Source organism: Lactobacillus isalae, from assembly GCF_947539375.1.
GTDB lineage: Bacteria > Bacillota > Bacilli > Lactobacillales > Lactobacillaceae > Lactobacillus > Lactobacillus isalae.
On record NZ_OX443569.1, the window covers coordinates 104,023 to 116,837 of the forward strand.

12 protein-coding genes are annotated in these 12,815 nt (G+C 34.8%); 8 read left to right on the forward strand and 4 right to left on the reverse strand.

The window, feature by feature from the left end; translation table 11 throughout:
* Positions 1 to 116: 116 nt before the first annotated feature.
* Entirely contained in the window at positions 117 to 548 is a 432-nt protein-coding gene (locus QM512_RS00495; RefSeq protein WP_260316613.1) for a DUF948 domain-containing protein, read from the forward strand.
* Between the two features lie 25 nt (positions 549 to 573).
* A complete protein-coding gene (locus QM512_RS00500) occupies positions 574 to 906 on the forward strand; it encodes a DUF1269 domain-containing family protein (protein WP_282805614.1) in 333 nt (110 codons plus the stop codon).
* Between the two features lie 118 nt (positions 907 to 1,024).
* Here QM512_RS00500 and QM512_RS00505 read toward each other — a convergent pair whose 3' ends face one another.
* Positions 1,025 to 2,131 carry an aminopeptidase P family protein gene (locus QM512_RS00505; RefSeq protein ID WP_282805615.1) on the reverse strand — a complete coding sequence of 369 codons (1,107 nt, stop codon included), beginning with the start codon at positions 2,129 to 2,131 and terminating at the stop codon, positions 1,025 to 1,027.
* 143 nt (positions 2,132 to 2,274) lie between these two features.
* Here QM512_RS00505 and QM512_RS00510 point away from each other — a divergent pair, with 143 nt between their 5' ends.
* Complete coding sequence (locus tag QM512_RS00510; protein ID WP_282805616.1) at positions 2,275 to 3,270, forward strand: substrate-binding domain-containing protein; 996 nt, start codon at positions 2,275 to 2,277, stop codon at positions 3,268 to 3,270.
* A 74-nt stretch (positions 3,271 to 3,344) separates the two neighbouring features.
* Here QM512_RS00510 and QM512_RS00515 read toward each other — a convergent pair whose 3' ends face one another.
* From QM512_RS00515 to QM512_RS00525, 3 genes are all read right to left on the reverse strand, one after another.
* Positions 3,345 to 6,170, reverse strand: coding sequence for a transglycosylase domain-containing protein (locus QM512_RS00515; protein ID WP_282805617.1), 2,826 nt, complete (start codon positions 6,168 to 6,170; stop codon positions 3,345 to 3,347).
* Between the two features lie 97 nt (positions 6,171 to 6,267).
* Positions 6,268 to 7,665: a dipeptidase PepV gene (pepV, locus tag QM512_RS00520; protein WP_282805618.1), complete on the reverse strand. Its 1,398-nt coding sequence runs from the start codon at positions 7,663 to 7,665 to the stop codon at positions 6,268 to 6,270.
* An 18-nt stretch (positions 7,666 to 7,683) separates the two neighbouring features.
* Positions 7,684 to 9,066, reverse strand: a complete 1,383-nt coding sequence (locus QM512_RS00525; protein WP_282805619.1) for a glycerophosphodiester phosphodiesterase — start codon at positions 9,064 to 9,066, stop codon at positions 7,684 to 7,686.
* Positions 9,067 to 9,166: 100 nt separating this feature from the next.
* Here QM512_RS00525 and QM512_RS00530 point away from each other — a divergent pair, with 100 nt between their 5' ends.
* Genes QM512_RS00530 through QM512_RS00550 form a run of 5 tightly spaced genes read left to right on the forward strand, consistent with a single transcriptional unit; the run spans position 9,167 to position 12,814 of the window.
* A complete protein-coding gene (locus QM512_RS00530; protein ID WP_003647701.1) occupies positions 9,167 to 9,493 on the forward strand; it encodes a hypothetical protein in 327 nt (108 codons plus the stop codon).
* Between the two features lie 13 nt (positions 9,494 to 9,506).
* The gene (locus QM512_RS00535; protein ID WP_282805620.1) at positions 9,507 to 10,895 is read left to right on the forward strand and encodes a bifunctional metallophosphatase/5'-nucleotidase; all 1,389 of its coding nucleotides are present in this window, start codon (positions 9,507 to 9,509) and stop codon (positions 10,893 to 10,895) included.
* Positions 10,885 to 11,424, forward strand: coding sequence for a YutD family protein (locus QM512_RS00540; protein WP_282805621.1), 540 nt, complete (start codon positions 10,885 to 10,887; stop codon positions 11,422 to 11,424). The genes QM512_RS00535 and QM512_RS00540 overlap by 11 nt, the downstream gene beginning before the upstream one ends.
* Positions 11,425 to 11,426: 2 nt before the next feature.
* Positions 11,427 to 12,209, forward strand: a complete 783-nt coding sequence (locus QM512_RS00545; RefSeq protein WP_282805622.1) for a TIGR01457 family HAD-type hydrolase — start codon at positions 11,427 to 11,429, stop codon at positions 12,207 to 12,209.
* A complete protein-coding gene (locus QM512_RS00550; RefSeq protein WP_282805623.1) occupies positions 12,206 to 12,814 on the forward strand; it encodes a TIGR01906 family membrane protein in 609 nt (202 codons plus the stop codon). Before QM512_RS00545 ends, QM512_RS00550 begins: the two co-directional genes overlap by 4 nt.
* Position 12,815 lies beyond the last annotated feature (1 nt).

The following is a 12,815-nucleotide window of genomic DNA, read 5'->3' on the forward strand; positions in this document are numbered from 1 at the left end:
TCCTTAGTAGTTTCTTTAACATAGTATATCAAAAACTAAGGTACTATTTCATTGCTTGGAGGGATGAATAATGCTAGACTTTTTATTGAGAGGAATTAGTTAATGGAGGATAGATTATGTCAATTTCATATGGTGCATTAGCTGGCTTAATTGCAGCAGTTGCCTTTTTAATATTGGTTTTGTTCACTTTGCCTTTAATTGTTAGAGCCACTAAGACAATGAAGAAAGTTGACTCAACTATGGATAGTGTTAATACAGCTGTTGATGATTTAACAAAACAAACAGCTGTATTGATGAAACAAAGTGAAGATCTATTAGAAAAGAGTAATGCTCTTTTAGCAGACGTAAATGGTAAAGTAACAGAATTAGAACCGGTTGTTAAAGCAGCTGCAGATTTGGGTGAAAGTGTGTCAGATATTAATTCTTCATCTCGAAGAATGATTGAGCGCTTCTCCGGTATGGGTATTAGGGGAGCCGGAATTGGCATTTTTTCATCTTTAGTTAGTCGAATGTTTGCAAGACGTAAGCGTCGTCGTGGTGAAGACTAATTTTTTATAAAAAGGAGAAATAAATATGCGTAAACTAGGTGGATTTCTATTAGGTAGCGTTGTTGGTTTAGGTGTTGGTTTAATTGCAGGATCTTTATTATTACCAGAAGACGCAACTGATGATGTAAAGAAAAAAATTGCGGAAAACGAAAAATTGCAAGATTTAAAAGAAAAATATGATAAGGGAACTGAAGCAATTAAAAACCAATTGGCATCATTTCCTAAGTCAGTTGAAGATGATTCAGAATTAAAAGATTTTGATGATATCGTAATTGATGACACTAACAAGGATCTTGGCGAAGATGAAAAAGCTGATAAGAATACTGTTAGCGATTTAAACAATGCGGAAACTAACTAAAAATAAATAATTACAAAGAAAATCAAGTATTTAATACTTGATTTTTTTGCATTAAAAAAACCTGCTGATAATTTTTTTACATCAGCAGGTTTTTAAATTTGAAATGCATTATTTGAGGTTAATCTTTAACTGATATGTATTTTAATTCCTTGCTTGTCTTAGTAAAAGTTTCAAATCCATTTTTAGTAACTACACCACAATCTTCAATTCTAACGCCAGCTACGTTAGGGATGTAGATACCAGGTTCAATGGAGAAGCACATGCCTTCTTCAAGAACTACGTCATTTCCTTCCATAATTTGTGGGAATTCATGAACGTTCATTCCAATACCATGACCAAGGCGGTGAATAAAGTACTCTCCATAGCCAGCTTTGGTAATAATATCTCTAGCTACTGCATCTAATTCGCTAGCAGTAATACCTGGTTTAGCAGCTTCAATAGCTGCTTGTTGTGCTTCACGGTCAACTTCATATATTTCTTTTTCTTTAGCAGTTGGTTCACCGTAAGCGACAGTTCTACTTGAGTCAGAAGCGTAACCATTATGCATAGTTCCAAGGTCAAATAGCACTAATTCATTTGGTTCAATTTTGTTCATAGTTGGACCAAGGTGAGGGTTAGCTGCATTTTTACCAGCTTGAACAATTGTTTCAAAACTAGTATGCATCACGCCTTTTTGAAGTTTTAATTGATAATCAATTTGTCCAGCAACATAACGTTCAGTTACACCGTTTCTTAGAGCATTGAAACCAATTTGAAAGGCAAAATCAGCTTCTGCACCAGCAGCTTTTAATTGTTCAACTTCCTCTGGGGTTTTACGTAAACGTGCTTCAGCTACGAATGGAGAAACATTATTTGTAAATGAAGAATCAGGAAAAGCAATGCGTAATTGTTCTAAACGATCAACGGAGAGATGAGATTTTTCAATTGCAATGTTATGAGGTTCACTGACACGTTGGTTTACTAAATCAGCAATTTTTGCCCATGGATTTTCATGGTCAAGATAGCCGTAGACTTCTCCATCCCAGGCAGAATTTTTAGCTTCTTCAACATTTAATTCAGGTGCAAAGATAAAAGCAGGTTTGTCTTTAAAAGCAAGTAAAGCAAAAATTCTTTCGTGTGGATCCATGCTATAGCCAGTAAAGTAGTTAATACTGATTGGGTCAGAGATGTAGGCAACATCATTATTAGTTGAAATTAACCAATTTTGTAATTTGTCTAAGTTCATAATTTTAACTCCTTTTCTAATATATACTGGGAGTATACCATATAATATGGTAAAATAATGAGTTTTTAGTCGTAAACGGTTGCAATGTGCGAATATTCTTGATAAGTTATAAAAGAGTGTTTTTACAGGAGTGTGAGAAATTTATGCAAAAGCAAGAAGTAACTATTTATGATGTTGCTCGTGAAGCAAAAGTTTCTATGGCTACTGTTTCAAGAGTAGTAAATGGAAATAATAATGTACGTAAAGAAACACGTGAAAAAGTATTAGCTGTCATTGATCGTTTGCATTACCAACCTAATGCAGTTGCTCAAGGATTAGCTTCAAAGAGAACGACAACGGTTGGCTTGATTGTCCCTGATTTAACAAACATGCATTTTGCTGAATTATCTAAGGGAATTGATGATATTGCTACAATGTACAAGTACAATATCTTACTTTCAAGTGTTGGTAATACTTTATTGAACGAAGATCAAGTTATCCAAAACTTACTTAATAAGCAAGTTGATGGTGTAATCTATATGTCTAACTTGATGAGCGAAAAAGCCCAAGAAATCTTTAAGCGCACTAACACACCAGTTGTTTTGGCTGGTACTGCTGATGCTAACCAAGAATTTTCTAGTGTAACTATTGACTACAAGGCTGCTGAAAAGGAAGCTTTGAGCCTTCTTTTAGAAAATAGTAAGAAGAACCTTGCCTTAGTTGTAGGTGACGGAAAAGCTTATGTTAACAAGGATAACCGGTTTGTAGCTTACAAGGACTTCATGGAAGAACATAATTTAAAGAATATTCACATTTATGAAGATGCCAAGACTTATGAAGATGGCTATAAGTTATTTGAACAAATCAAAGCTGATAAGGTAGATGGAATTATTGCTACTCGTGATGTAACAGCTGCAGGTATTGTTAATGCGGCTATTGATGCAGGTGTAAAGATTCCAGAAGATTTAGAAATTATCTCTGCTGCTTCAACTAATGTTGCTAAAATTGTTCGTCCACAATTAACTACAGTTCAACAACCACTTTATGATATTGGTGCTGTTGCAATGAGAATGTTAACTAAGTTGATGAATGACGAAGAATTAGATGACGCTCATGTTATCTTACCATACACTTTGAAGAAGTCTCGTTCTACTAAGTAATAGCAATACAAATAAAAATCCCTTTAGGTTGAATTAATTACCTAAAGGGATTTTTTCTATCTATTTTTCTAGTTTTATGGAGCAGTAGGAGCATTATCAGCTGCTGCATCTCCAGCAGTAGCTTCCGTATTGTTTGCATTAGTATTAGTCGTATTTTCACTAGAACTAATATTTGAATTTACTTCATTTGCTGCATTACTACTCTCAGAATTAGTATTTTGAGATGAAGAGGATTCACTTGTCGAACTAGAGCTATTTCGCCTAGTAGAAGTAGATGAGGAGGAACTATTATTATTTCCTCCTTGACCAGTACTTCGAGCTTGCTGGTCATTTGCTCCTACTGTTCGATTAGTTGAAGAGGAAGAATTATTACTAGATTCTCGGTAAACTTCATGGTTTTTACCATAATAGTTTTTAGCATCTTCTGAACTTGAACCATCGGCTACCGCAAAGAGACTATTAATGTTTTTCTTCTTAGAAATTGTCTTACCTGTGTAGATCAAGACTTTACCATAGTCATTGTTTTTACCTTCTAGGTAATCGTAGAAGAGGTTATAGTCTTTAGTTGAACCACCAATACCAAATCTAGCAGTAGCAGCTGGAGCAGGAGACAAACTTAATGCAGTTGTCTTCTTACCAGAAAGCTCAATATTATCGCCGTCATAGCTTACAGTTCCTGGTAAAGTACCAGTTCTTGATAAAACTCTATTTTTGTAAACGGAACTTGGTCTGCTTGGTGCGTCATTTAATTTAAAGATTGATGGATCTTCTTTATAAAGTGCATTAGCTATATTGGCCCAGAGATTTAAGTTAGTCTCACTAGAATTAGAATCTAAGTTATACGAGTGACCATAGAAGTTGTCATAACCCATCCAGCTAGAAATTGTAATTCCAGGAGTAGAACCGTTAAACCAAATATCACGATAGTCGTTACTGGTTCCAGTCTTACCAATCAAATTCTTATAGTTAAATTTCAAAGTACCGGTCAAGCTTGATGCAGTACCTTTAGTTACTACCTGGTGAAGCATCTTCTGCATGATGTAAGAAGTACCAGTAGAGAATACCTTTTGCGAATTTTGCTTATGTTTATAAATTACTCTACCTGATGGATCTTGAATTTCTTCAATGTAATAAGGGTCAGCACGCTTACCATTGTTATAGAAGTTAGAGAAAGCACTAGCATTATCAGCGACTGAGAAACCATAGTCTGTACCCCCAAGGGCCAAACCGAGATTTTCAAATTCACTCTTACTTAAGTTCAAGCCAAGTTTCTTCATATCTTGGCGTAAGTTAATATTTTTATCGTTGACTAACTTACTGTATAAGTTTACAGCTGGTAGATTGTAAGACTTACTTAAAGCTTCTTGAGCTGAAATAAAGCGGTTTTCAACAGTTGAGTTATAGTCAGTTGGAATATAGTTGCCAAATCTGGTAGGGAAATCTGCCAGTGCTGTTTGACTAGAAATAAGCTTGTGTTCAACTGCTGGACCATAAACTAGGTATGGCTTAATGGATGAACCAGGTGAACGGTAAGTATCAAAGGCGTGATTGATTTGTGAGTTCTTAAAATCAACACCCCCACTAAATGCTAATACCTTACCAGTTGCATTATCAATTACTACGCTACCATTTTCTACGTGTTCAGTAGTGTTGACCCACTTATTAGTTGAAGAGTCAAAATCACGAGAGGTTTTATCTTGACCATACTTATTTTGTTTAACAACTTGTTGCATGGTCTGATAAAGCGGTTTTCTAATTGTAGTTTTAATATGGTAACCCTTTTGATGGAGTAGTTCAGTTGCGTTAGTCAAATATTGATTATAGCGATTAGTATCTTGTTTAACATCTGACACTTTCAAACCGTCTTGTTCAATCAGGTTTTCAGCTAAAAGACTGGCACTCTTATTCATCACTAAGTTATATAAGTAGCCACTTTGTTTCTTTTGCTTAGGTGCTTTTTCTGGTTCAAGGAAGTCTGCACGTAGATCATATTTTTTAGCTGCAAGGTAGGCTTTTTTACTGATATCGCCATTTCGGTACATCCGGAATAAGACAATATCTTTTCTTCGCATTGCTAAATCAAGATCTTTCTTAACTTTTCCGTTTAAACGATACGGAGTATAAACAGAAGGACTTTGTGGTAGCCCAGCTATAAAGGCAGCTTGAGGTAAATTAAGTTCAGATATTGATTTACCAAAGATTCCTTCAGCCGCGGTTTTAATGCCGACAATATTTTCTCCGCGGTTATTCTTACCATAGGGAGCGGCATTTAAATAGGCACGTAAAATGTCTTCTTTAGAGAAATGCTTTTCGATCTTATGAGCATAAAACATTTCTGTGACTTTTCTTCTCCAGGTTGTCTGGCTAGTTAAAAATTGCATCTTAACTAACTGCTGAGTTAAGGTAGACCCACCAGTTTGCACTCCGACACCAGTTAATTCAGAAAGTACAGCTCTGACTAATGATTTAGGTAAAACACCCTTATGAATATAGAAATTCTCATCTTCAGTAGCCGTAACAGCATTCTTAACTAGTGGAGTCAGTTCGCTTTCGCTGGCTTTTTTAGTAACCGTATCTGGACGAACGGTAGCAATTTTTTTATTGCCAGCATAGTAAAGCGTAGCTGAATTTTGAGCATGATTTATTTGATGATTTAATTCGCTAATAGTTGGAATAGGTTGTTGGCGAACAATGCCAAGCGCATAGCCACCACTAAAACCGATTAGCAGAAATAGACCAAAAAATGCAATTAAGATCAAATAATGAAAAACACGACGCAAAGTCAAATAAACGATGCCACTGTAAAATTTCCATTGGCTTTCGTCTGATTCGCTTTGAAGTGTTTTAACTTTCGGCCCCGCAGTTAGGAACTTTCTGATTTTTTCTTTTAAATTTTTCACAGATCAGGATCCTTTGTTAATTACTTTTCACCTATTATAGCAAAAAAAGGACTAGCTTTGATGCTGTCCTTTTTTACGAATTTATTAATATTTTAGTTTACTTGGTTAATTCGTAGATTGCTTCTGCATAAATTGCAATTGAATTGATTAAGTCATCGACCTTCATGTATTCATTTGGTTGGTGCATAACAAGTGGAGCACCTTCTGGTTGAGCACCAAAGGCTACACCATGCTTGAATAAACGGCCGTATGTACCACCACCAATAATAACTTCGTGACCTTTCTTACCAGTTTGCTTTTCATAAACTGAAAGAAGAGTCTTAACAATTGGATCGTCTCCAGGAACGTAGTGAGGAGCTTCTGCTGAACCTTCAACTCTAGCGTCTAAGATGTCACCAAATTTTTCGTTAATGTTTTTGACCATTTCTTCTGGTTCAATACCTTGTGGGTAGCGAACATTGTTTAGTAGGTATGCATTTTGACCTTCAAAGTTAAACATACTTGGTGAGCTAGTTAAATCGCCCATTAAATCATCGTGGTGGAAGATACCTAATTTCTTACCATTAAAGTCTTTGTGTTCAACAGTTGCAAGGAAGTGTAAGAAGTTCTTTGCTTGACCATCAAAGTTAAGGCCATCAAGGAAGAGAGCAAGGTAAGTTGCAGCATTTCTACCAGTTTCTGGAGCTGAAGCGTGAGCACCATGACCAGTTAAAGTTAATGATAGACGACCACTAAGCATTTCTGCCTTTCCTTCAAGTTTATGTTCTTTAAGGAACAAGTCGAATTTTTCTTTGATGCCATCAATGTCGCCTTCGAGTTGTGCATGTGCAGTTTGAGGGATGACATTAGTTGCAATTCCTGATTGGAATGTCCAAAGCTTAACGTTACCTTGACTTGGATCAAATTTAAAATCAAGTTTCAAGGTAACAATTCCTTGTTCACCATTGATAATTGGAAATTCTGCATCAGGTGAAAAGGCAACATCAGGAGCTGGTTGATGCTTCAAGTAGTAGTCAATTCCTACCCAATTAGTTTCTTCATTAGTTCCAACTACGAAATCGATTTTCTTTTTAGGTTTAAATCCGTGTTCTTTTAAAATGAGCATTCCATAGTAAGCTGCAAGGGATGGACCTTTATCATCGGCGCTACCACGTCCATAAATTTTGCCGTCTTTGATAGTCATCTTAAATGGATCAGTTTTCCAGCCTTCGCCAGCAGGTACTACATCCATGTGTCCAATAATACCAACGCGCTTGTCGCCAGAACCCATGTTGATTCTACCTGCGTAGTTATCAAAGTTTTCAGTATCAAAGCCGTCACGTTTAGCAAATGATAAGAACTTTTTCATAGCCTTAACTGGGCCGGGACCTACAGGATATTCTTTGCTAGTATTGTTTAAATCTTCAGAAGAATCAATTGCGATCAATTCTTTTAAATCGTTTAAAATAGCATCCTTTTTTTCTTGAGCTAATTTCTTATAATCTAGTTCTTCCATAATATACTCCTTTAATTTTTATCTCTGATTAAATATTACAGCATTTACATCTGAATAAGTCGACCAAAAGCTTTTATTAGGAACTTTTTCTACAGGTAAATAAGGGAAGAGTGCAACATTTGTCTGACGATAAGCGGGATCAAGCTGTTTATAGTTTTGGTAGGCAAATGAGTTTCTATCAAATAAACCGTAGTATAAAATTTTGGATGACTTAATCCAGCCATAGTCTGTAAGAAGCCATAAATCGTTAACTCCGCCACTTACGCCTAATATTTTATAGCGTTTTCGCGGCATGAGTTGACTCTTTTTACCAGATTGCTTATCAGGTTTATTATAAGTGAAAATTGGATTTTGAGTAGGGTTAATAATACTTAAATTCCAGTATGGCAAAATCCATTCTGGTTGTAAGTCTAAACTTACTAAATCAGCTGGAACGAATTCTTTATCGCCAATTTGGTAAAAAGTTTGTCCTGAAGCAATTACTGCTGAAGAAACATGAATAGGTTCTAAAAAGTTAATTTGTTTTGAAGTTTTAACATTTAGGTATGGATTTACACTTACGGTAGTAGGTGTACGACCAAAGTAAATCCCGTCTTTGTTAACAGCGTACTTTTTAGTTCCACTTTTAGCTAACTTATATTTATAGCCTCTTGCAGGAAAGTTAGTAACAACCCCATCTACGTCGTTGTTAATTAACCAATTCCATAATTTAGGCGATTCATTCATTTCTGCCCAAACAAATACTTTTTGATGCAGTGCATGTAACTGACTAATGAGCTTAGGATTTTGAGTGATTAGATCAGATGAAATATTGATTCCATTAACATAACTAAGTACTTCAAAATTGATTCTTTGAAGGGAACCAACAATAAAAATTCTTGGAACATTTGGTAATAATTGACTCATCGTTTTTAGACTAGGGGCAGAAAAACTATGGATCATTACTCGATTTTGCATGTGATATTTTTTTATACTGTTAGCGAGTAATTCTTCCATATTTTTAGGACTATTATGTTTAGTCTTTTTAGTTTCAAGTAAAAATTTGGTGTTTGGCTTATCTTTATAGTAATCAAATAACTGATCTAACGAGATAATTGATTCGCCATTAGCCTGTTTTAAGCTGTTTAAATAGGAAAAATTATTTTGTGATACAATAACCGATGATCCAACAACTCGGCTTAAGTCGCGGTCATGAGAAACAACTAAAACATTATCTTTAGAAACATGCAAGTCAAGTTCTACATAGTCCGCGCCATCTGCAAAGGCTGAGTTGTCACTTTGAATTGTTTCTTCTGGATACTTGCTAGGATTGCCTCGGTGTCCGATGACTAGAAATCCTGATTCAAAAATAAAAATTATACTAAAAAAAAGGGCTAAAAAATAAACCCGACTTGTTTTCATGTGTACACCTCTATTCTTTTTAACAATAGCATGGATGTATACTTTTTTCTATAATTAATATAGTAGTTAATAATCATTTTAAGAAAGTAGATGCTGAAATATGGCTTATGAGCAACTAGATTTAATCGAAGAGGTTACTCGCAATGACGGATCAAAATATTATGAAATTTCAAATATTGATCAAAATGGAATTGCTGAACTAGCCGTAGATCGTGGATTAATAAAGAAAGTACGGATACTTCAGCTAAATTTAGCTAGAACTAAAGCACTTCAATTGTACGAAGAATATATTAATAAAACCTACCAATTAGAAACTTTAACTAATGAAGATGATTGGAAAGATCCTCAATGGGTAGAGTGGGAGAAACCTAAAGGAAAAGTTTTAGATGCCTTTAACACTGTATTAAAAGCCAACCATATTGGTTAGAAGAAGGTAGACTATGGAAAAGTTACGTATTGTTCACACTAATGATCTGCACTCTCATTTTGAACAGTTTCCTAAAATAAAAAGATATTTACATCAAGCGCAAAATGATAAAAGCGTTGATCAAACCTTTACTTTTGATGCTGGTGATTTTATGGATCGCTCTCATCCTTTGTCCGATGCAACCGAAGGACAAGCCAATATCAAGTTAATGAATGAATTTAACTATGATGCAATCACGATTGGCAATAATGAGGGAATCTCTAATTCACACGCAGTTTTAGAGCGTTTATTTGATCATGCTAATTTCCCAGTTGTTTTAGCTAATTTGCGCGAAGAAGATGAAAGCATGCCAAAATGGTGTACTTTATATAAAATTTTTGAAACCAAAAAGAAAACAAGAATTGCAGTTGTTGGTTTAACTGCTGCTTATCCAATGACTTACGGACCTAACCACTGGCATATAAAATTAATTTCTGATACTTTAGATAAGCTACTTCCTACAATTAAAGGACAATACGACATGTTAGTGATTGTTAGCCATATTGGTTTAAGAATGGATCGCTATATCGCTCATCACTACCCAGAAGTTGATTTGATAGTTGGTGGACATAGTCACGATTATCTTCCAAAGGGAGAAAAAGTAAATCATACTTGGATCACTCAAACTGGAAAATGGGGCCAACATATTGGTGATATTGCAATTCAGTTAAACGATGATCATCAAGTAGTTTCAATTAAACCGAATACTGTTCAAACTGCTGACTTGCCGAGTTTAGAATCTGATCAAGAAAAAATTTCTGGCTGGCGTAGGCAGGGGGAGCAGATGCTTCAATCCCGTAAAATTGCTGATTTACCAGCTAAATTTAATAATGATAAAATGGCAGCTATTCAAGTTTCTTTAGATGCAATTAGTGATTTTGCAGGAACAGATATTGCAGTGTTAAATAGTGGTCTATTTTTAAAACCATTTCATCAAGGAATTTTGACTGAAGCTGATTTACAGGCAGCATTACCTCATCCAATGCACGTAGTTCAAACTAAGCTGTTGGGAAGCGATGTTTGGCGTTTGGTAATGGAAATGGAGAAGAACCGTCATTTTTTAAGTAAATTTGCGCTTAAAGGAATGAGTTTTAGAGGGAAAATTTTTGGTGATCTTGTATATAAAGGTATTCAGGTGGATCATGCAAGTAGGACTGTCTACATTAATGGAAAAGAAATTGATCCTGAAAAAGAATATACATTAGCCTTACTTGATCACTATGTATTAATTCCATTTTTCCCTACCATTTCAATTATAGGTAAAAATAAATTTTTATTCCCTGACTATCTCAGAACTGTAATTGGAAATTATTTAAAAAAGAAATACCCGATAGATAATAGAAAGAAAAATAATGGAGTATAAAGAAGCAGATAAAGAACAACCGCTTTATCATCCTTTGGCCCATGTTATTGCTAGCGATGATCTGATTATGATCAATGGGCGAAAGTATGAAGTTTTAGCTAATGTAAAAGATGCTTTGGATATTGAAATGTTAAAAGAAAAATATGACCCTTACCTTGATCAATATGATTATTTAGTAGGGGATGTTTCAAGTGAGCATCTAAGATTAAAGGGATTTTATGATGAAAATGATCGCGTTGCAATTGATAAAAAGGCCAATGCAATTGTGGATTATTTAGAAGAATACTGTAATCCCGGTAGTGCATATTTTGTTTTACGCCTAGCACAAGAAAATCAAATTAAAAAGGTTGCTTTTGGTAGACAAAATAAAAGAAAAAATGCCAGCAATAATCGATATCATACTAAACGTCCATATTTTAAGGAACGTCGTGTACATAAGACGAGAATTGGTGGGCATAAAACAGCAGTAAAATTTCAACGTGGAAATCATAAAAATAAGGGCTTTGTGATTAAGAAAAGAAAGGGCTAATTGTGGAACATAAAGACTATAAATGCTATTTAATTGATTTGGATGGAACTATTTATCGTGGAAACGATACGATTGAAAGTGGCGTAAGATTTATTCATCGCTTGCAGGAGAAAAACATTCCTCACTTATTTTTAACTAATAATTCAACTCGTACTCCGCAAATGGTAGTTGATAAGCTCCGTGGACATGGGGTTAATACAGATATTTATCATATTTATACACCTGTTTTGGCTACAGAGTCTTATTTGCTTGCACAAAATCCTGATGCTTCTAAAATACCAATTTATATTATTGGACAAATTGGATTAGTGCAGGGATTGTTGAAAAATGAACGTTTTTACTATGATGATAGAAATCCTAAATATGTTGTCGTAGGGATGGATACGGATTTAACCTACCATAAAATTCGCGTAGCTACTCGCTCAATTAGAAATGGTGCTACCTTTATTGGAACAAATGCTGATAAGAATTTGCCTTATGGGGATGAATTATTGCCAGGAAATGGTTCTCTTTGCACTATGCTTGAAGTGGCAACTGGTGTTAAGCCAATCTATATTGGAAAGCCCTCATCAATTATTGTGGCTAGCGCATTAAAGATGCTAAATGCGCAGAGCCAAGATGCAATTTTAGTTGGAGATAATTATGATACAGATATTATGGCAGGTGTTAACTGCAACATTGATTCTCTCCTAACATTAACGGGTGTAACTGGCAAAGAACAATTAGCAGAAAAAGATAAGCAGCCAACATATGTTGTAGAGAATCTAGATGAGTGGAAACTATGAAAAGAAAGCCAATAATTGCGGTTGTTTATAATGGACTAATGTCACTTGCTACGGCTACGATCATTGCATTAGTTTTAAGTTGGCCACTGCTAGCAATTTTTGTAAAAATTCAAAAGACTAATTTAATAGTAAAAACTTCGCTTGGAACAGTGATGAAGAATTATACTCAACTTTTAGATTATTTGCTGCTACCATTTAAAAATAAGCTGCAAATGTCTGATTTTCCTACATCTCCAAGTGCGGCACGTCACTTCTATGAGTGCAAGTTATTATTTGAATTAGCAATAATTGTATTTATAGTTGGATTGATCATTCTTATTTTCTTAAAAATGCGAAATAGAATGAATTATATTTATATTTCAAAAACAACGGCTTTGATTTTTATGATTTTACCCGTAATAATTTTGCCGTTTGCTTTGATGAACTTTGATGAATTCTTTATTTCATTTCATCATTTATTGTTCAATAATAATGATTGGCTGTTTGATCCAACAACAGATCCGATTATTAATGTCTTAACAGAAGAATTTTTTGCTGGTTGTTTTGCGACCGGTGGCATAATTTATGAATTGTATTTCTCATATTTTATTTTGGCAAAAAAATAAA